The sequence below is a fragment of the Luteimonas sp. A482 genome, from assembly GCF_054072655.1.
The window spans coordinates 159,469-178,850 of record NZ_JBSVRO010000005.1 but is presented as its reverse complement, the minus strand read 5'-3'; the positions used below and the strand labels follow the sequence as shown (position 1 = coordinate 178,850).

Genomic DNA, 19,382 nt, shown 5'->3' with positions numbered 1-19,382 from the left:
CGCCGGCAAACCAGATCCCTCGCTGCGCTCGGGATGACAATCGTCCAGACAGACAGCCGGATCCGAAACCAGGCGTGATTCCTGACCCGGCGCCCCGCCGCAATCTCGATCCTTGAGCCCACCATGCGCATCGAACTCATCAGCCTGTTCCCCGAATTCGTCGCCCAGTGCGCCGGCTTCGGCGTGGTCGGGCGGGCGCAGGAGCGGGGGCTGCTGTCGATCCAGGGCTGGAATCCGCGTGATTACGCGGCAGGCAACTATCGCCGGGTCGACGATCGGCCCTTCGGTGGCGGGCCAGGCATGGTGATGCTGATCGATCCGCTGCGGGCGGCGATCCGGGCCGCACGCGAGGCCGATCCGGCGCCGGCGAAGGTCATCTACCTCAGTCCCCAGGGCCGTCCGCTGACCCAGTCCCTGGTCCGTGAACTGGCCGGCCGCGAGCGGCTGATCCTGCTGTGCGGGCGCTACGAGGGCGTCGACGAGCGCCTGGTGGCGGCCGAGGTCGACGAGGAACTGTCGATCGGCGACTACGTGCTGTCGGGCGGGGAGCTGGCCGCGGCGGTGGTCATCGACGCGGTCGCCCGGCTGCAGGATGGCGCGCTGAACGATGCGGAATCCGCCGCCCAGGACAGTTTCGAGGCCGACGGCCTGCTCGACTGTCCGCACTACACCCGGCCGGTCGAGCACGCGCTGGGCGCCGTGCCGGAGGTGCTGCTGTCGGGCAACCATGCCGAGATCGCGCGCTGGCGGCGGCGCCAGTCGCTGCTGCGCACCCAGCAGCGGCGCCCGGACCTGCTGGACGGGGCCGAACTCGACGCCGAAGAGCGCCGCTGGCTGGCAGAAGCGGCCGGGGCCGGCCCGGTTGGCTGAGCGGGTCTTGGCGCGCCGCCGCCGATTGCGGCTATAATACGCGGCTGACCCGCCAGCAAGGTGGGCAGCCTAGCCAAGAGCGTGCGTCCGCGTGCACCACGCCTATAACGAATCCAACAGGCTCCAACGAGATCCCGCCATGACCACCAAGCCCTCCCTGAATACCCTGCTGCAGCAGTTCGAGACCGAACAGGTGCAGCGCCAGCTTCCCGACTTTGGCCCCGGCGATACCGTCATCGTCAACGTCAAGGTCAAGGAAGGCGCCCGCGAGCGCATCCAGGCCTATGAAGGCGTGGTCATCGGCAAGAAGAACGCCGGTCTCAACTCCGCGTTCACCGTGCGCAAGATCTCGCACGGCTTCGGCGTGGAGCGCGTGTTCCAGACCCACAGCTCGACCATCGACTCGGTCGACGTGAAGCGCCGCGGCAAGGTTCGCGCCGGCAAGCTGTATTACCTGCGTGGCCTGGAAGGCAAGAAGGCGCGCATCAAGGAAGACCTGTCGCACCACGCCAAGGCCAAGGCCGCGGCTGCTGCTGCGGCGGCTGCGGCCGCGGAATCCGCCAAGTAATCCGGCGCTCCGCTTCCGATCCGCAGACGGCCGCCGCAAGGCGGCCGTTCGCGTTTCAGGCCTCGCCGCGCGCCGGGTGCCGCGCCGGCTCCGGGCAGAGGTCGGCAACCGGTGACGGCGTCTGCGCCGGTACTTCCGCCGGCACTGCCACCGCGCGTGGTTCGATCGTCATCATCTTCGCCTCGCGCCAGCGGCCCCAGCGGTAGTAGGCCAGCGACATCGCCATGGCGCAGACGGCGCTGGCGGGAAAACTCCACCAGATCGCATCCGCACCCAGCGTGGGCTGCAGGAGCGTGGCGAAAGGAATGCGGATGCCCCACAGCGCGATCCCCAGGATCAGCAGCGGCGGCAGCACCGCGCCGGTCGAGCGCACAACGCCCGACACCACGAAGGTCACGCCAAAGAACAGGAACGACCAGACCGCGATGTGGTTGAGGTGCCGCGCGTGCTCCAGGGCTCCGCTCGCCTCGGGCAGGAACAGCGCCAGCGTGTGCCGGTCGAACAGCAGGATCGGCGCGATCAGCGCGCCGGTCAGCAGGAAGTTGAACAGCACGCCGGTGCGCGCGGTCGCATCGACGCGATCCCATCGCCCCGCGCCCACGTTCTGCGCTGCCATGGACGAGCAGGCCGCACCCACCGCCATCGCCGGCATCTGCACGTAGGTCCACAGTTGCAGGGTCGCGCCGTAGGCGGCCGTCATCTCGACGCCGTAGCCGTTGACCATGCTGATCATCATGATCATCGCCAGCGAGATCAGGATCATCTGCAGGCCCATCGGCACGCCCTTGACCACCAGTGCGCGCAGGATGGCGGGATCAGGCCGGTAATAGGCGCGTTCGTGGCGGCTGATCCACAGGGGATGGCGCCGGTGGCGCAGCCACAGCAGCAGCGCGGCCAGGGCGAGTCCATTGGCGATGAAGGTCGCCATCGCCGAGCCGGCGATCCCCATTTCCGGCAGCGGGCCGATGCCGAAGATCAGCAGCGGATTGATGATGATGTCGAGCACGACTGCCAGCAGCAGGAACACGAACGGGGTGCGGGTGTCGCCGGCGCCGCGCAGGATCGCAGTCAGAAACGCGAACATGTACAGGAACGGCACCGCCAGGAAGATGATGCGCAGGTAGGCTTCGGCCAGCGGCAGTGACTCGGCGGGCGTATCCATCCAGCCCAGGATCGCGCGCGACAGCGGCAGCCCGGCCAGCGCGATCATGATCGAGACGGCCAGGAAGAAGCTGGCGCTGGTGCCGATCACGCGGCGCGCCTGCACCATGTCCTGGCTGCCCATCGCCTGCGCGACCAGGATCGTCGCCGCCATGCCGACGCCGAACACCGCGCCGATCAGGAAGAACATGATGTTGTTGGCGTTCGCGGTCGCGGTCAGCGCGTGCTCGCCGAGAAAGCGTCCGACCCAGACCGCGTTGACCGAGCCGTTGAGCGACTGCAGCACGTTGCCGCCCATGATCGGCAGTGCGAACACGAGCAGGGTGGGGGCGATGGGGCCCCGGGTGAGATCGCGTCCGCCGGATTTCATCTGCGGCATCTTGCCAGAGCGCTGTTGAGGCGCGAAGAGAGGGGGCCGGGCTGCGCACGGTCGGGTTGGTCCCGCTGCGGATTGCGCGGATGCGCGGACAAGCTCAAGCGGATGTCATGGTGATGAAGGTCCGAACGCCAGGCAAACAGCCTGGGCGTGAATCGCCGATCGCGATGCGGCCCGGCGGAACCTGTGGCGGGACGAGTGTTCTCGACGGCATTGGGACGGGGCAGGACCTAGAATCCGCCCATGACCGAACACTCCGGCGCAGCGCATACCGTCCGGCTCGACCTGTGGCTATGGGCGGCGCGTTTCTACAAGACGCGCGCACTGGCCAAGCAGGCGGTCGAGACCGGCAAGGTCGAGATCGGCGGCCAGCGCGCGAAGCCGGCGCGTGGCGTACGCGTGGGTGATGCGCTGCGAATCGAACGCGGTGCCGAGGTGTTCGAGCTCGAGGTGTGGGGACTGTCGGACACGCGCGGACCAGCGCCGGTGGCACAGGCGCTCTACGCCGAGTCCGAGGCCTCGCGCCTGCGGCGAGAGGCGGCGCGCGATCTCGCACGCGCCGAGCGTACCGGCTACCGAGCACCGGAAAGCAAGCCGGACAAACGCGCACGCCGGCTGATCCGCGCGCTGGGCGACATCGACGCGAGTTGAGGGGTGGTCGCCTCTCGTCCGGCCCGTCCGGCCCGGCCTACCCGAATCCCTGTAGGAGCGGCTACAGCCGCGATCGAGAACCGGGCACGCGCCCACGGAAGTCCCTTTCGCGGCTGAAGCCGCTCCTACAGAACTGCGTGGCGACGGAGATCCTTCCGGCGCCGCAAGAAAAAGCCCGCGCATCCTGCGATGCGCGGGCCGGTTTACGCGAAGCTGGACTCAGTAGCGGACGCGCAGGGTCACGCCATACATCCGCGGCGCCGCCGGGAAGGCGTTGAAGGTGTTGAGCGGGTTGCCCGGGTCCGGGAACAGCCCCTGCAACGGAGCGTCGAAGCCGACCTGCACATAGTCGGTGTCGGTGATGTTGGTGCCCCAGAGCTCGACCACCCAACGGCTGTCTTCGGCGCCAATGCCGAAGCGGGCGTTGACCACCGTGTAGGACGACTGGTGCTTCTCGACGTCAAGGTCCGAGCCGGTGTTGTAGTCGCCCATGTACTTCGCGCCGATGTTGAAGCGGCCGACCATCGCGTTGCTGAAGTCCCACTCGTAGGTGACCGCCATCGAGCCCGACCACTCCGGCGCGAACGGCATCGTCGCGCCGGGCAGCTTGTACAGCGCACCCGAGGTGCTGAGCGGCGTGCGCTCGACGAAGTCCACCCCCGGGATGTCGTCGCCGAAGGTGGTGTCGGCATACATCAGGCCGCCCTGCAGCATCAGGCCCTGGACCGCCTGCGGCTGCCACAGGATTTCCGCATCCACGCCCTTCGAGGTGACCTTCGGGATCGAGCGCACCACGAAGCTGGTGCCCAGGAAGCTGTTGAGCTGGAAGTCCTCGTACTCCTGGTGGAACAGCGTGGCGTTGAGCAGCAGCGATCCGCCGGCCCAGGTGGTCTTGGCACCGAGTTCGTAGCTGTCCACGAACTCGCCGTCGAACGAGGTATCCAGCACCGGGGTGATGCCCGCGCCGCTGGCGGAATCGCCGTCGGCCGACTGCACGCGATCCAGATTGAAGCCGCCGCCCTTGTAGCCGCGCGCGGCCGACAGGTAGGTCATGACGCTCTCGTTCCAGCGGTAGGCCGCCTTCAACGTGCCCGACCACTCCTTCTCCTCGCTCTCCTGGAAGGTGTCGCGTGCCGGCGAGTTGTGCAGCGCGTTGGCCCAGGGCAGGCACATGTAGCCAGCGATCTGCGGGCCAACGCCCGGGCTGGCGGGCGTCCCGGTCATGATGGCGTTCTGCACCGCGGCCGGCAGGCTGGCAAACGTGCTGCTGCGCGAACTCAGTGCCGCCCGCAGCCGAGCGTAACGGCCCGGGTTGAGCGGATTCTGATCGGTGAGTGCGCCGGTGCAGGCCAGGCTGCCGTTCGGGTTGCTGTAGTCCGAGGTCAGTTCCTTGTCCTCGCGGGTGTAGCGCAGACCGAGCGTGAGGTCGAGCGCGTCCGTTGCGTGCCAGGTGTTGTTGGTGAACAGCGCCAGGCTCTTCGCGTTCTGCTCGTAGCGGTCGAGCGCGCCCAGGCCTGTGAATCCGCTGCCGTAGGGCGTGCCGCCCACCTGCGACAAGAACGCCGCGGGCGGAATGCCCAGCGGGTTGTCCAGCGGAATGCCAGCGGCGGCCAGACCCTGTCCCACCAGCGTATAGACAAGGGTGGACACATAGGGCTCGTAGTGCGGGCCGACGCGGTAGCTCTCGTTGCGCGTCAGGTCCTCGTCGGCATAGAACATCCCGACCATCCAGTCGAGCCGGTCGGTCGAACCGGTCAGGCGCAGCTCCTGGCTGAAGGTCTCGAAGCCGGTATACGACTCGTCCTCGTTGGCGTTGCGGTAGAGCAGGTCGGCGGTGCTGAAGTCGTAGTCGAGGCCGTTGATCGCCTCCCATTCGCGCGAAGCGGTGATCGAGGTCAGCGTCGCGCCGCCCAGGGCGCCGATGTCCCAGTTGATCTCGGCCGAAACGCCGCTTTCCTTGATGTCCTGGGTGGTCGGGCGGTTGCTGTAGGCGACCCGGTCGAAGGGATCGTCGCCAGGCGCCGCGAGAGCCTGGCCGCCGGCCAGCGCGTTGAGGATCGGGGCGGTGCCGCCCACGGTGGTCTGTACGGCGGTGCAGCAGTTCTCCTCGCGACTGGTGTAGTCGGCCGAAAGCAGGATCTCGAGGCTTTCGGACGGCTCGAACAGCAGCTTGCCGCGCAGCGTGTGGAAGTTCTGGTCGTAGTCCTCGTCCTCGGTGCGCGGGCCGTTGCCGGTCTCCACGTCCATCCAGCCGTCGCGCTTGCGCTTGGCCGCGTAGACGCTGAACGTGGCGCTGTCGCTGAAGCTGTCGTTGTAGCTGGCGGCCACGCCGAGCGCGCCGTAGTTGCCGGCGGTCACCTCGGCCTCGGCGCTCTGGGTGTAGCCCGGGCGCCGGGTGATCACGTTGATCACGCCGGCCGAGGTGTTCTTGCCGAACACCGTGCCCTGCGGACCCTTGAGCACCTCGATCCGCTCGAGCTGACCGAGGTCGCCGAAGCCGACGCTGTTGCGCGGCCGGTAGACGCCGTCGATCACCACGCCCACCGACGATTCCAGGCCGACGTTGTCGCCCACCGTGCCGATGCCGCGGATGCGGGCGGTGGTGATGGCCTCGTTCTGGGTGCTGGTGACGGTGAGGCCAGGCACCAGGATCTGCAGGTCCTTGATGTCGCGCACGCTGGCATCGCGCAGCAACTGCTCGTCCAGCGCGGTGACCGAGATGGGCACGTCCTGCAGGGCTTCCTCGCGCTTTTGCGCAGTCACGGTCAGGGTGGCCAGGGTCCTGGTTTCCTCTGCCGGTGCTGCTGCGGAATCCTGGGCAGCCGCCGGAGCGGCCATGGAAACGATCGCCGAGAACAGGGCGACGGCAAGTGTGTTGCGCTGCGGATGGCCTGACGCCATGAGAACTCCCCCAATAGGTTGGAATGGCACTGCGGTGACGCGAAGCGGATGCTGCGACAACGATGCGCGGCCGGCCGCGGCGGGCGCCGCGGGTGGACCTCGGAAATAACGGCCCGCGTGGGGGACTGGCCGGCTTCCGGAAAACCTGGAGCAAACAAAAACCTAACATAATTACGGAATATGGGAAGCGCCCCGTGCGTTTGCGTATGGGCGGCCCCCTCCCCAGCGCCGCCGGAGTGCCCGGATACCGCCCGGACCGGCGACGCGGCCAACCGCCAAGCACCGCCTGGCGGCGCGCAGTTGCGGAGCGTCTCCGGCCGCAGTAGGCTGCATGCGCCGCCACGCCGGCCTGGTTCGCGCGGCCTTCGTGCACGCGCACGCCTGCTGCCGCCAAACGCGGCGAGGGAGGAGCATGGATCTGCTCGAACCGCTGGTCGATCCGCAGCTGTCCCATGTCTCCACGGGGCGCCTTCCCGACGCGGCGCGGGTGCGCCAGCTCGTCATCGACGCACATGCCCGCTTCGCCTCCCTGGACCAGGGGCAGGTGTCGCAGGTGTATCCGGCCCTGGCGCGTGTGTCGCCCGATCTGTTCGGCATCTGCGTCGCAGGCGTGGACGGCCAGGTCTTCTCGGTCGGCGATGCCTCACACCCGTTCACCATCATGAGCGTGTCCAAGCCGTTCGTGTTCGCGCTGGTCTGCGACCTGATCGGCGCCACCGGCGCGCGCGAGCGCATCGGCGCCAACGCCACCGGCTATGCGTTCAATTCGGTGGCCGGGATCGAACGGCAGCCCGGCGCGCGCAGCAATCCGATGGTCAACGCCGGCGCGATCGCCACCACCAGCCTGGCGCCCGGCGCAACCATCGAGCAGCGATGGGAGTTCCTGCGCGGCGGCCTGTCGCGCTTCGCCGGACGCGAGCTGTATCTCAACGACGAGGTGTTCGCCTCGGCCAGCGAGACCAACCATCGCAATCGCGCGATCGCCTCGTTCCTGCACAGCAACGGCGCGATCTGGTGCGATCCGACCGAGGCGGTCGAACTCTATACCCGCCAGTGCTCGCTCGACGTCACCGCCCACGACCTGGCGCTGATGGGGGCCACGCTCGCCAACGGCGGCTTCAACCCGCTCACCCGCGAGTACGTGGTCAGGCCCGACGTGGGCCACTACGTGCTGGCAGTGATGCTGACCGCGGGCATGTACGAAACCTCGGGCGACTGGCTCTACGAAATCGGCCTGCCGGGCAAGAGCGGCATCGGTGGCGGCATCGTCACCGTGTCGCCCGGAAAGGGCGGGCTCGGCACCTTCTCACCGCCGCTGGACGAGGCCGGCAACAGCGTGCGCGGGCAGCTCGCCGCGCAGTCCCTGTCGCAGCGCCTCGGCCTTGACCTGCTGATGTCCACGCCGTCGAGCGGCTGGCCGTAGTCCCGGCGCGCGTCGCGCGGAACCGTTGCACCACCAGAAAAAGGAACTCGCATGAACGCGACTGACATGCAGGACCGACGCGAATCCTGGGTCCCGATGATCGCCATCGCCTTGGGCCAGGCGATCATGTCCTACAACGTCGCCTCGCTGCCGGTCGCGCTGGGCGGCATGGTCGACAGCTTTGGGGTGGCGCCCACGGTGGTGGCCACCGGCATCGTCGCCTATTCGATGATCGTGGCCGGTTTCGTGATGCTGGGCGCCAAGCTGGTGCAGCGCTTCGGCGCGCTGCGCGTGTTCCGCGCGGCGGTGGCGCTGTTCGGCGCCGCGCAGGGGCTGATGACCTTCTCCCCCAGCGCCAACGCCATGATCACCGCGCAGGCGCTGTGCGGCGCCGCCGGCGCCGCGATCGTGCCGTCGCTGGTGGCGCTGATCGCGGAAAACTACCGCGGCACGCAGCAGGCCACGGCGCTGGGCGCACTGGGCTCGGCCCGCGCGGGCGCGGGCGTCGCGGCGTTCCTGATCGGCGGCATTCTCGGCACGACGATCGGCTGGCGGCCGGCCTTTGGCCTGCTGATGGCCGTGTCGGCGCTGGTGTTCCTGCTCAGTTTCCGGTTGCGCTCCGACGGCGGTCGCCCCGACGTGCGCATCGATGGCGTCGGCGTTCTGCTCGCGGCCTCGGCGATCGTGCTGATCAGCTTCGGCTTCAACAACCTCAACACCTGGGGCATCGGGCTGGCGCGACCCGGCGCGCCGTTCAACCTGTTCGGCGTATCGCCGGCGCCGGCGATGATCGTTGTCGGCGTCGCGCTGGGACAGGCGTTCCTGAGCTGGACCCGGCGGCGCGAGCGCCTGGGCAGGACACCGCTGCTGCCGCTGGAGGTGCTCGACTCGCCGCAGGAGCGTGCCGCAGTCTACGCCATGTTCACGGTGGTGGCCCTGGAGGCGGTGCTGAACTTCTCGGTGCCGCTGTACATCCAGATCGTGCAGGGACGCAGCCCGATGGCCACGGCCGTGGCGATGCTGCCGTTCAACCTCACTGTGTTCTTCGCGGCGATGCTGATCGTGCGCTTCTATACGCGCTTCACCCCGCGCCAGATCGGGCGGGGGGGATTCGTGCTGTGCGCGGTCGCACTGCTGTGGCTGGCCTTCGTGATCCGCAACGACTGGAGCGAAGTGCCTGTGATGGCCGGCCTGATCGTGTTCGGCATCGGCCAGGGATCGCTGGTGACCCTGCTGTTCAACGTGCTGGTGACCTCCTCGCCCAAGGAACTGGCCGGCGATGTCGGCTCGCTGCGCGGCACCACCAACAACCTGGCCGCGGCCGTGGGCACTGCGGTCGCCGGCGCGCTGCTGGTGGGCCTGCTGAGCGCGGCGGTGATGCGCAACGTCGCCGCCACCCCGCAGCTGACGGAGGAGCTGCAGGCGCAGATGCCGCTCGACCGCATCACTTTCGTCAGCAACGAGCAGCTTGCCGCGCTCGTCGAGGCCACCAACGCCACCCCGGCGCAGAAGGCCGAAGCGATCCGGATCAACACCGAGTCGCGGCTGCGCGCGTTGAAGATCGCGCTGCTGCTGATGGCCGGCTTCGCGCTGCTGGCGATCTTCCCCGCCGGCCGCCTGCCGAACTACCGGCCAGGCGAGATTCCCGACCCGGACCCGCAGCCCGTCCCGAAGGGGGGAGCAGCGTCGGCCGACGCCTGATTCCGGCGGCGGGGCGATGCACCGCCGTGGCCGTGGTTCCCTTCCCCGCCGCGGCGGCGGTGCAACGCTCCCGCCCCCGGTCCTGTCCGCGCGGGCGCCGCGGCATACACTTGCCGTTCCATCCATCCACCGAGACCGTCCTCTTTGCAGCGCCCCGATCCCGCCCATTCCCCAGCGCCGGGCAAGGCCACCGAACACACGCCCCTGATGAAGCAGTACTTCGCCGCCAAGGCGGAGCACCCCGACGTGCTGCTGTTCTTCCGGATGGGAGATTTCTACGAGCTGTTCCACGACGACGCGCGCAAGGCCGCGCGACTGCTCGACATCACCCTGACCCAGCGCGGCAGTTCCGCCGGGCAACCGATCCCGATGGCCGGCGTGCCGCACCACGCGTCGGAAGGCTACCTGGCGCGGCTGGTGGCGCTGGGCGAGTCGGTGGCGATCTGTGAACAGATCGGCGACCCGGCCGCGAGCAAGGGCCTGGTCGAACGCAAGGTGGTGCGGATCGTCACCCCCGGCACGGTCACCGACGAGGCCCTGCTCAACGAGCGGCGCGACACGCTGCTGCTGGCGCTGGTGCGCGGCAAGGCCGGTTACGGCCTGGCCTGGGCGGACCTGTCGGCGGGGCGCTTCCTGGTCAACGAGGTCGCCAACCAGGACCAGCTGGAGGCCGAGCTGGCCCGGCTCGATCCGGCCGAACTGCTGCTGCCCGACGAGGAAGGCTGGCCGTCATCGCTGCAGGAGCGCACCGGTATGCGTCGGCGCGCGCCGTGGCTGTTCGACCCGGACACGGGACGTCGCCAGCTGCTTCGCTTCTTCGGCCTGCACGATCTCACCGGCTTCGGCATCGAGGACCGGCCGCTGGCCATCGCCGCGGCAGGCGCGCTGCTGGGCTACGTGGAGGAAACGCAGAAACAGCGCCTGCCGCACCTGACCTCGCTCGCGGTGGAAAGCGGCGATGGCGCGATCGCCATGAACGCGGCCACGCGCCGCCACCTCGAACTCGACACCCGCGTCGACGGCGACACCCGCCACACCCTGCTCGGCGTGCTCGACAGCACCGTCTCGCCGATGGGCGGGCGGATGCTGCGGCGCTGGCTGCACCGGCCGCTGCGCGAGCAGGACACCGTGCGCCTGCGCCACGACGCGGTCGCAACCCTGATCCACCACCGCTGCGAGGACACGCTGCGCGAGCGCTTCCGCGCGCTGGGCGACCTGGAGCGGATCCTCTCGCGCATCGCGCTGCGCTCGGCGCGGCCGCGCGACCTGTCGACGCTGCGCGACGGACTGGCGATGCTGCCGTCGCTGCGCGATCTGCTGGCGCCGCTGGATGCGCCGCGCCTGCGCGAACTGTCCGGCCAGCTCGGTGAGCACGACGCCGAAGCCTCGCTGCTGGCGCAGGCGCTGGTCGAGCAACCGCCGGTGCTGGCGCGCGATGGCGGCGTGTTCGCCGACGGCCATGACGCCGAACTCGACGAGCTGCGCAGGCTCAGCACCCACGCCGACCAGTTCCTGGTCGACCTGGAGGCGCGCGAGAAGGCAGCGACCGGCATCGCCACGCTCAAGGTCGGCTACAACCGCGTGCATGGCTACTTCATCGAGGTGAGCAAGGCGCAGGCGGGCAGGGCGCCGGCGCACTACAGTCGCCGGCAGACGCTGACCAACGCCGAGCGCTACATCACCGAGGAACTCAAGACCTTCGAGGACAAGGTGCTGTCGGCGCGCGAACGCGCGCTGGCGCGCGAGCGGCTGCTGTACGAGCAACTGCTCGACGCGCTCAACGCCAGGCTCGAACCGCTGCGCCAATGCGCCGCCGCGCTGAGCGAGCTCGATGTGCTGGCAGCCTTCGCCGAACGCGCGCAGGCGCTGGACTGGTCGCGCCCGGTGCTGAAGCCCGAACCCGGCCTGTGCATCGAGCGTGGCCGTCATCCCGTGGTCGAGGCGGTGCGCGACCAGCCCTTCGAGCCCAACGACCTGGTGCTCGACGGCGATCCTGACGGGAGCGGGCTGCGCATGCTGGTCATCACCGGTCCGAACATGGGCGGCAAGAGCACCTACATGCGCCAGAACGCGCTGATCGTGCTGCTCGCGCACATCGGCAGCTTCGTGCCGGCGGCGCGTGCCGAGATCGGACCGATCGACCGCATCCTCACCCGCATCGGCGCGGGCGACGACCTGGCGAAGGGCCAGTCGACCTTCATGGTCGAGATGGCCGAGACCAGCTACATCCTGCACCACGCCACCGCGCAGTCGCTGGTGCTGATGGACGAGATTGGTCGCGGCACCTCGACCTACGACGGCCTCGCGCTGGCCGAGGCCTGCGCGCGGCACCTGGCCGCCAGCAACCGCAGCTACACGCTGTTCGCCACGCATTATTTCGAGCTGACCGCGCTGGCCACGCCCGGCAGCGGCATCGCCAACGTGCACCTGGACGCGGTGGAGCACCACGACGGCCACGGCAACGAAACGCTGGTGTTCATGCACGCGGTCAAGGACGGACCGGCCAACCGCAGCTTCGGCCTGCAGGTGGCCGCGCTGGCCGGCCTGCCGAAGGCGGTGATCCGCGATGCGCGCGGGCGCCTGGCCGAACTCGAGCAGCGCGGGGACGGTGCGACCACGTCGGCGCCGATGTCGGCCGAGCGCATCGACCAGCCGCAGCAGTTCGGGCTGTTCGCGCAGTCCTCGGCGGCAATGGAGGCACTGGCCTCGATCGATCCGGACGAACTCACCCCGAAGCAGGCGCTGGAGGCGCTGTACCGGCTCAAGGGGATACAGTAGCCGCCCGCGCCGCGCGCCATTTCCGGAGACCTGCCATGTCCAGTTCGCTGACCGACCAGTTGTTCGAACAGCTCCAGGGCGCACCGCTGCAGCAGATCGCGCAGCAGCTCGGCGCCGGGCAGGCACAGACCGCAGGCGCGGTCACCGCGGCGCTGCCGCTGCTGCTCGGTGCGCTCGGCCGCAACGCCAGCCAGCCGCAGGGTGCCGAATCGCTGTACAGCGCGCTGCAGAACGATTTCTCCGGGACCGGCGACCTGGGCGGGCTGCTGGGTGCGGTGCTGGGCGGCGCGCAGTCGCGCCAGACCAACGGTGCCGGCATCCTCGGCCACGTGCTGGGCGGCCAGCTTCCGCGCGCTGAAGCTGGGCTCGGCCAGGCCACCGGCCTTGGCAACGACAAGGCCGGCCAGCTGATGAAGATCCTCGCGCCGATCGTGCTCGCCTTCCTGGCGCGGCAGCTGTTCCAGAACCGCGGTGAGGGCGAACTGGCGCAGCGCGATCCGAACGCACAGTTGCTGGGCTCGATCCTGGGCCAGGAGCAACAGCAGGTGCGCCAGCAGGGCGGCGTCGGCGGTGGCCTGCTTGGCGCCGTGCTCGACCAGGACGGCGACGGCCAGCTCGGGCTTGGCGACCTGCTCAAGATCGGCGGCGGGCTGCTGGGCGGCAAGCGCTGAGCGATGCGGTACCGCGTTGCAGCGACCGGACGGCCCGACCGCGCGCGATGAACACGGATCGTCCGCAACCCGACGCCGGCAGTCCCGCCACCGAAGCCGACGTCGTGGTCATCGGCGCCGGTGCCGCCGGCCTGATGTGCGCGATCACCGCAGCCGCGCGCGGCCGCCGCGTACTGGTGCTCGACCACGCCAACAAGGTCGGCAAGAAGATCCTCATGTCGGGTGGCGGCCGCTGCAACTTCACCAACACCGGCACCACGCCCGCGAACTTCCTGTCGGCCAACCCGCACTTCTGCAAGTCGGCGCTGGCGCGCTACACGCCGGCGGACTTCATCGAAATGGTCGAGCGCCATCGCATCGCGTACCACGAGAAGGAACTCGGCCAGCTGTTCTGCGACGAGTCCTCCAGGCTGATCGTGCGCATGCTGCTGGACGAAGCCGCCGCGGTCGGCGCGCAGGTGCACGCACTCTGCAGCGTGGATGCGATCGAGCAGGTCGGCGAGCGCCATTTCAGGCTGCGGACGACGCTCGGTGTGATCGAATGCGGCGCCCTGGTGATTGCCAGCGGTGGGCTGTCGATCCCCAGCATGGGCGCGAGCGGCTTTGGCTACGCAGTCGCGCGCCAGTTCGGGCACGAGGTCCTCCCCACGCGCGCCGGCCTGGTTCCGCTGACGCTCAGCGGCAAGCACCTGGAGCGGCTGCACGACCTGTCCGGCGTGGCCTTCGACATCGAGGCGCAGTGCAATGGCGCCAGCTTCCGCAACCGGATGCTGCTCACCCACCGCGGCCTGAGCGGGCCGGCGATCCTGCAGGTCTCCTCGTACTGGCAGCCGGGCGACGACCTGCGCCTGGACCTGCTGCCTGCGCTCGATGCCCCCGCCTGGCTTGCGCAGCAGCAGCGCGAACGCCCCGACGCCGCGCTGCGCAGCGTGCTGGCCGAAGTACTGCCGCGCCGATTTGCGCAGCGCCTGTGCGAGGTGTGGCTGCCCGACCGGCCGATGAAGCAGCTCACGCCGGCGCAGCTGCACGCGGCGGCCGACACGCTGCGCAGCTGGCCGCTGGTGGCCAGCGGCACCGAGGGCTACCGCACCGCCGAAGTCACGCTGGGCGGCGTGGATACGGACGGGCTGTCCTCGGCCACGATGATGTCGCGCCGCGTGCCGGGGCTGTACTTCATTGGTGAGGTCGTGGACGTGACCGGTTGGCTGGGCGGATACAACTTCCAGTGGGCATGGGCCTCGGGCCACGCTGCGGGCAGCGCAGCCTGATCGCGCAGGCACGGCGCGCGCCGTGCCGTGGATCTGCGATCCGAGTCGGTTTCGGGTACAAAGACATGCCCTGTCCGCCTGCCTTGTCCATGTCCAGCCAGCTGTTTTCCGATGACGTTCTGAGCCAACTCGCAACCCGCGTGGGCGAGCAGCTGCGCGAGGGCCACCACATGCTGGTGACCGCGGAAAGCTGTACCGGCGGCTGGATCGCCAAGGTGGTGACCGATATCGCCGGATCGTCGGACTGGTTCGACTGCGGCATGGCCGCCTACAGCTACGAGGCCAAGCAGGCGCTGCTGGGCGTGTCGCCGCAGACGCTGGAAGTGCACGGCGCGGTCAGCCGCGAAACCGCGATCGAAATGGTGTCCGGCGCGCTGGTGCATTCAGGCGCATCGGTCGGGGTGGCGGTCACCGGTATCGCCGGCCCCGGTGGCGGCAGTGCCGACAAGCCGGTGGGCACGGTGTGGATTGCATGGAAGCGACGCGGCGGCTATGCGCGCGCAGAGCTGTTCCAGTTCGACGGCGACCGCGAGTCGGTGCGCAGGCAGACCGTTGCCGCCGCGTTGCGCGGCATCGACGGCGCGCTGTCGTGATGCCGGCGCGGGGACGGGCGTGATGTGGGAGACGCTTGGCACTGTCCGCGACCTCGGGCGACTGCAGGACATCGCCCGTGTCCTGGTCCGCTACGGATTCGGTGACATCGCCCGCCGTGTCGGCCTTGCCGGCGCGCTCGAGCGGGCAGGGCGCCTGGTGCACTGGCGGGGGGTGGAGGATGGGCTGCTGCAGCTCGAGGTGCCCGAGCGCGTGCGCGCCGCGCTGCAGGACCTCGGGCCCACCTTCGTCAAGCTCGGCCAGGTCCTGGCCACCCGCGTGGACATGCTGCCGCCGCGCTGGATCGAGGAACTGTCCGAACTGCAGAATGCGGTGCCGCCGGTCGACTTCGAACTGGTGCGGCCACAGCTCACCGAGGATCTCGGCGCCGACCCCGACAGCGTGTTCGCCGACCTCGAGCACGTGCCGATCGCCGCCGCCTCGCTGGCGCAGGCCCACCGCGCGACGTTGGCCGATGGCACGCCGGTGATCCTCAAGGTCCGCCGCCCGGGCATCCGCGACGTGGTCGAGGCCGACCTGCGCCTGCTCTCGCACCTGGCCACGATCGTCGAGAAGCAGATGCCGGAACTGCGCCGCTTCCATCCGGCCGACACCCTGCGCCAGTTCGCCGCATCACTGCGGCGCGAGCTTGATTTCGCCGCCGAATGCCGCAGCGCCGAGCGCATCGCGCGCAACTTCGAGGGCCGCGCCGACATCGTGGTGCCGAAGGTCTACTGGCAGTGGACCTGTGAGCGGCTCAACGTGCAGGAGCGGCTGGAAGGCATTCCCGGTCGCAACCTGGCCGCGGTCGATGCCGCCGGGCTCGACCGCAGCGCACTGGCCCGCACTGGCGCCGGACTGGTGCTGAAGATGGTGCTGCAGGACGGCTTCTTCCACGCCGATCCGCACCCCGGCAACATCTTCTACCTGCCGGGCGGCGCGATCGGCGTGATCGACTTCGGCATGGTCGGGCACGTCTCCGAGCAGCGCCGCTTCCAGATCGTGCGCCTGCTGCACGGCCTGGTCGGGCAGGATGCCGAGGCCGTGTCCGAGGTGCTGGTGGACTGGGCCGGCGACAGCCCCGACATCGACGAAAGCCGGCTGCAGGAATCGGTGGGCCGCTTCGTCGACCAGTACCGCGGCGTGCCGCTGAAGGACCTGCGGATGGGGCAGATGCTTGCCGACGTGACCGCGATCCTGCGCGGGCACGGCCTGACCCTGCTGCCGGACCTGGCGCTGATGATCAAGACCTTCCTCACCCTGGAGGGCATGGGCCGCCAGCTCGACCCCGACTTCGACATGGCCAGCGCGGCGCGGCCCTTCCTCGAGCGCGCGATGCTCGAGCGCTATGCGCCCGGCGTGCTGGCCAGGCGCGGCCGGCGCGCGCTGGCTGGCCTGCTCGACCTGGCGCGCGACATGCCGCAGGACGTGCATCGGCTGCTGCGCGCCGCCCGTCGTGGCAAGCTGCGTGTGCACGTCGACGTCGATTCGCTCAAGGCCTTCGGCGACCAGGTCGACCGCGCGGTGAGCCGGCTCACCATGGGCGTGGTGACCGCAGCGTTGATCGTCGGCTCCTCGATCGTGCTCAACAGCGCCAGCGGCGCCAGTACGGGCCTGCGCATCCTCGGTACCGTCGGCTTCGTCGGCGCCGCCATCGCCGGCATGTGGGTCCTGTTCTCCATCTGGCGCGGCGGTCGATAGCCCCACCCCGATGTCCCTGTAGAAGCGGCTTCAGCCGCGACCCGACGCTTCACCTCGTCGAGCCCCAAGCCTCGTCCATCAGACAACTGCGCCCACGCCGGTTGCTCCATCCATCGATTAGTAGTATTACTACTAACCATGACTCTCACCGACACCCAGCAGGCCATCCTCGGCCTGATCGCCGAACGCATCGAAGCCGAGGGCGTCCCCCCGTCGCAGGCCGAGATCGCCCGCGCCTTCGGTTTCAGCGGCGTGCGTGCCGCGCAATATCATCTCGAAGCGCTCGAGGCCGCCGGTGCCATCGGCCGCGTCCCGGGCCGGGCACGCGGCATCCGGGTGCTGGTGCAGCCGGCCCGGGTCCAGCCCGGACTCGAGTTGCCCCCGTCCAACGACAACGCCCTGCACCTGCCGGTGCTGGGCCAGGTGGCGGCCGGCCTGCCGATCGGCGCCGACATCGGCAGTGAGCAGATGGTGCTGATGGACCGCGCGCTGTTCTCGCCCGCGCCCGACTACCTGCTCAAGGTCAAGGGCGATTCGATGATCGACGAGGGCATCTTCGAAGGCGACCTGATCGGCGTGCACCGCACCAGCGATGCGCGCAGCGGCCAGATCGTGGTCGCGCGCGTGGATGAGGCGATCACCGTCAAGCTCCTGAAGATCGGCAAGGACCGCATCCGCCTGCTGCCGCGCAATCCCGACTACGCGCCCATCGAAGTGCAGCCCGACCAGGACTTCGCCATCGAAGGCCTCTACTGCGGCCTGGTGAGGCCGAACCGGTGAGGCAGGCGCGGGGTTTTCCGACAGCGGCCGGGGCGATTGGCCGGCAGTCCGCGCGCGGGCACATGACCAGCATTGGCGCTGGCGCCTGCGTCGCAGCCTTTGCGATGGGTGCCTGCAAGGATGCACCCAACCCGACAACATCATGACAAGGACCACCAAGATGGACGAGAACAAGAAGCGCGCCCTTTCCGCCGCCTTGAGCCAGATCGAGAAGCAGTTCGGCAAGGGCTCGGTGATGCGCATGGGCGACGGCAGCGTCGAGCCGGCTGAGGTGATCGGCACCGGTTCGCTGATGCTGGACATGGCGCTGGGCATCGGCGGCCTGCCCAAGGGGCGCGTGGTCGAGGTCTACGGTCCCGAGTCCTCGGGCAAGACCACGCTGACCCTGCAGACCATCGCGCAATGCCAGAAGGCTGGCGGAACCGCCGCGTTCATCGATGCCGAACATGCGCTCGATCCGGGCTACGCGCAGAAGCTGGGCGTCAACATCGACGACCTGCTGGTCAGCCAGCCCGATACCGGCGAGCAGGCGCTGGAGATCGCCGACATGCTGGTGCGCTCCAACGCGGTCGACATGGTGGTGATCGACTCGGTGGCGGCGCTCACCCCCCGCGCCGAGATCGAGGGCGAGATGGGCGACCAGCTCCCCGGCCTGCAGGCGCGACTGATGAGCCAGGCACTGCGCAAGCTGACGGGCAACATCAAGCGCAGCAACTGCATGGTGGTCTTCATCAACCAGCTGCGCCACAAGATCGGCATCATGATGCCGGGCCAGAGCCCGGAAGTGACCACCGGCGGCAATGCGCTCAAGTTCTATGCCTCGGTGCGCCTGGACATCCGCCGCATCGGCGCGATCAAGAAGGGCGACGAGATCATCGGCAACCAGACCAGGATCAAGGTGGTCAAGAACAAGATGGCGCCCCCGTTCAAGCAGGTCATCACCGAGATCCTGTACGGCGAGGGCATCAGCCGCGAGGGCGAGCTGATCGAGCTGAGCGTGGAGGCCAAGCTCCTCGACAAGGCCGGCGCCTGGTACAGCTACGGCAGCGAGCGCATCGGCCAGGGCAAGGAGAACGCACGCAACTACCTCAAGGAGAATCCCCAGGTCGCCCTGAAACTGGAAGCCGAGCTGCGCGAAAAGCTGCAGCCGGTGGTCGAGGCCAAGCGTGATGACGACGCGGTCGCTGCGGACTGAGTCGGGAATGATCTTCGCGGCCAGGGACGGCCTTTTCATCCAGCCCTTTCCGGGAACCGGGGGGGCTGACGGGTCACTGGTCGCGGATTTTGACCAGTGCACCCCGACCCGTCCGGCGGTCGGACAGGGTCCGGGGGCGTTGTGAGCGACAGCCCGCGGCCGCGGCGGCAGCGCCCGCAGCTCTCCGCCACCCAGCGGGCACTGGGCCTGCTGACCCGGCGCGAGCATTCGCGGCGGGAACTCACCCGCAAGCTGACCGCGCGCGGCGTGGAGGCGGGCGAGGCGCAGTCCGCCGTGGCCAAACTGGTCGAGGCCGGCTGGCAGGACGACGCGCGCTTTGGCCAGTCGCTTGTGCGCAGCCGCGCTGGCGGTGGATACGGCCCGCTGCACGTCCGCGCGGAACTGGGCATGCATGGGCTCGATCAGGAGGCCGTCGACGCAGCGATGGCCAGTTTCGAGGGCGACTGGGCCGAGGTCGCCCGCGACCTGGTGCGTCGCCGATTCGGCGATGCCGGCCCCTGCGATCCCGCCCAGCGGCGCAAGGCCGCCGAACTGCTGATGCGCCGCGGCTTCGACGGCGACCGCATCCGCGCAGCGACCCGCTTCGACCCGGACGAGTCGGAAGGCTAGGGCAGGCGCGCGAAGAGACGGTCGCGTGCGCGAGGACGGGAGGGAGCCGGGCGCGAAGATTTCTCCCTGCGGTCGAAATGACAGGGCTCGCTGCGGTCGAAATCACTGGGTCACCGC

General features: G+C 69.3%; 15 protein-coding genes. 13 read left to right on the top strand and 2 right to left on the bottom strand.

Features of this window, described 5'->3' with window-relative positions; translation table 11 throughout:
• The first annotated feature begins 123 nt into the window (after positions 1-123).
• Positions 124-870, top strand: a complete 747-nt coding sequence (gene trmD, locus ACW5DW_RS14340) for a tRNA (guanosine(37)-N1)-methyltransferase TrmD (RefSeq protein ID WP_457019797.1) — start codon at positions 124-126, stop codon at positions 868-870.
• A gap of 139 nt (positions 871-1,009) precedes the next feature.
• Entirely contained in the window at positions 1,010-1,438 is a 429-nt protein-coding gene (rplS, locus tag ACW5DW_RS14335; RefSeq protein WP_457019795.1) for a 50S ribosomal protein L19, read from the top strand.
• 55 nt (positions 1,439-1,493) lie between these two features.
• On the opposite strand, the gene ACW5DW_RS14330 is transcribed toward rplS, so the two are convergent.
• On the bottom strand, positions 1,494-2,969 hold the full coding sequence (locus ACW5DW_RS14330; RefSeq protein WP_457019794.1) for an MATE family efflux transporter: 1,476 nt from the start codon (positions 2,967-2,969) through the stop codon (positions 1,494-1,496).
• A gap of 249 nt (positions 2,970-3,218) precedes the next feature.
• Here ACW5DW_RS14330 and ACW5DW_RS14325 point away from each other — a divergent pair, with 249 nt between their 5' ends.
• The gene (locus ACW5DW_RS14325) at positions 3,219-3,626 is read left to right on the top strand and encodes an RNA-binding S4 domain-containing protein (RefSeq protein WP_457019792.1); all 408 of its coding nucleotides are present in this window, start codon (positions 3,219-3,221) and stop codon (positions 3,624-3,626) included.
• A 219-nt stretch (positions 3,627-3,845) separates the two neighbouring features.
• Here the strand turns inward: ACW5DW_RS14325 and ACW5DW_RS14320 are convergent, their stop codons facing one another.
• A complete protein-coding gene (locus ACW5DW_RS14320) occupies positions 3,846-6,527 on the bottom strand; it encodes a TonB-dependent receptor (protein ID WP_457019790.1) in 2,682 nt (893 codons plus the stop codon).
• A gap of 412 nt (positions 6,528-6,939) precedes the next feature.
• On the opposite strand from ACW5DW_RS14320, the gene glsA reads away from it, so the two are divergent.
• The 10 genes from glsA to recX all read left to right on the top strand — a co-directional run bounded on the left by glsA (position 6,940) and on the right by recX (position 19,265).
• Positions 6,940-7,950 carry a glutaminase A gene (gene glsA / locus ACW5DW_RS14315; protein ID WP_457019788.1) on the top strand — a complete coding sequence of 337 codons (1,011 nt, stop codon included), beginning with the start codon at positions 6,940-6,942 and terminating at the stop codon, positions 7,948-7,950.
• A gap of 51 nt (positions 7,951-8,001) precedes the next feature.
• Positions 8,002-9,651, top strand: coding sequence for an MFS transporter (locus ACW5DW_RS14310; RefSeq protein WP_457019786.1), 1,650 nt, complete (start codon positions 8,002-8,004; stop codon positions 9,649-9,651).
• A 207-nt stretch (positions 9,652-9,858) separates the two neighbouring features.
• Positions 9,859-12,429 carry a DNA mismatch repair protein MutS gene (mutS, locus tag ACW5DW_RS14305; RefSeq protein WP_457019785.1) on the top strand — a complete coding sequence of 857 codons (2,571 nt, stop codon included), beginning with the start codon at positions 9,859-9,861 and terminating at the stop codon, positions 12,427-12,429.
• Between the two features lie 35 nt (positions 12,430-12,464).
• On the top strand, positions 12,465-13,100 hold the full coding sequence (locus ACW5DW_RS14300; protein WP_457019783.1) for a DUF937 domain-containing protein: 636 nt from the start codon (positions 12,465-12,467) through the stop codon (positions 13,098-13,100).
• A 47-nt stretch (positions 13,101-13,147) separates the two neighbouring features.
• Positions 13,148-14,368 carry an NAD(P)/FAD-dependent oxidoreductase gene (locus ACW5DW_RS14295; RefSeq protein WP_457019781.1) on the top strand — a complete coding sequence of 407 codons (1,221 nt, stop codon included), beginning with the start codon at positions 13,148-13,150 and terminating at the stop codon, positions 14,366-14,368.
• A gap of 89 nt (positions 14,369-14,457) precedes the next feature.
• Positions 14,458-14,961 (top strand): CinA family protein, encoded by a 504-nt coding sequence (locus ACW5DW_RS14290; RefSeq protein ID WP_457019780.1) that lies wholly within the window; start codon positions 14,458-14,460, stop codon positions 14,959-14,961.
• Between the two features lie 22 nt (positions 14,962-14,983).
• Complete coding sequence (locus tag ACW5DW_RS14285) at positions 14,984-16,660, top strand: ABC1 kinase family protein (protein ID WP_457019779.1); 1,677 nt, start codon at positions 14,984-14,986, stop codon at positions 16,658-16,660.
• A gap of 138 nt (positions 16,661-16,798) precedes the next feature.
• Positions 16,799-17,440 (top strand): transcriptional repressor LexA, encoded by a 642-nt coding sequence (lexA, locus tag ACW5DW_RS14280; protein WP_457019778.1) that lies wholly within the window; start codon positions 16,799-16,801, stop codon positions 17,438-17,440.
• A 160-nt stretch (positions 17,441-17,600) separates the two neighbouring features.
• On the top strand, positions 17,601-18,635 hold the full coding sequence (gene recA / locus ACW5DW_RS14275) for a recombinase RecA (RefSeq protein ID WP_457019894.1): 1,035 nt from the start codon (positions 17,601-17,603) through the stop codon (positions 18,633-18,635).
• A gap of 141 nt (positions 18,636-18,776) precedes the next feature.
• Positions 18,777-19,265 (top strand): recombination regulator RecX, encoded by a 489-nt coding sequence (gene recX / locus ACW5DW_RS14270; RefSeq protein ID WP_457019776.1) that lies wholly within the window; start codon positions 18,777-18,779, stop codon positions 19,263-19,265.
• The last annotated feature ends 117 nt before the right edge of the window (positions 19,266-19,382 follow it).

Excerpts from the sequence above, each read along its gene's own strand:
- trmD (WP_457019797.1), top strand. The coding sequence starts at position 124 with ATGCGCATCGAACTCATCAGCCTGTTCCCCGAATTCGTCGCCCAGTGC.
- rplS (WP_457019795.1), top strand. The coding sequence starts at position 1,010 with ATGACCACCAAGCCCTCCCTGAATACCCTGCTGCAGCAGTTCGAGACC.
- ACW5DW_RS14330 (WP_457019794.1), bottom strand. The coding sequence starts at position 2,969 with ATGAAATCCGGCGGACGCGATCTCACCCGGGGCCCCATCGCCCCCACC.
- ACW5DW_RS14325 (WP_457019792.1), top strand. The coding sequence starts at position 3,219 with ATGACCGAACACTCCGGCGCAGCGCATACCGTCCGGCTCGACCTGTGG.
- ACW5DW_RS14320 (WP_457019790.1), bottom strand. The coding sequence starts at position 6,527 with ATGGCGTCAGGCCATCCGCAGCGCAACACACTTGCCGTCGCCCTGTTC.
- glsA (WP_457019788.1), top strand. The coding sequence starts at position 6,940 with ATGGATCTGCTCGAACCGCTGGTCGATCCGCAGCTGTCCCATGTCTCC.
- ACW5DW_RS14310 (WP_457019786.1), top strand. The coding sequence starts at position 8,002 with ATGAACGCGACTGACATGCAGGACCGACGCGAATCCTGGGTCCCGATG.
- mutS (WP_457019785.1), top strand. The coding sequence starts at position 9,859 with ATGAAGCAGTACTTCGCCGCCAAGGCGGAGCACCCCGACGTGCTGCTG.
- ACW5DW_RS14300 (WP_457019783.1), top strand. The coding sequence starts at position 12,465 with ATGTCCAGTTCGCTGACCGACCAGTTGTTCGAACAGCTCCAGGGCGCA.
- ACW5DW_RS14295 (WP_457019781.1), top strand. The coding sequence starts at position 13,148 with ATGAACACGGATCGTCCGCAACCCGACGCCGGCAGTCCCGCCACCGAA.
- ACW5DW_RS14290 (WP_457019780.1), top strand. The coding sequence starts at position 14,458 with ATGTCCAGCCAGCTGTTTTCCGATGACGTTCTGAGCCAACTCGCAACC.
- ACW5DW_RS14285 (WP_457019779.1), top strand. The coding sequence starts at position 14,984 with ATGTGGGAGACGCTTGGCACTGTCCGCGACCTCGGGCGACTGCAGGAC.
- lexA (WP_457019778.1), top strand. The coding sequence starts at position 16,799 with ATGACTCTCACCGACACCCAGCAGGCCATCCTCGGCCTGATCGCCGAA.
- recA (WP_457019894.1), top strand. The coding sequence starts at position 17,601 with ATGGACGAGAACAAGAAGCGCGCCCTTTCCGCCGCCTTGAGCCAGATC.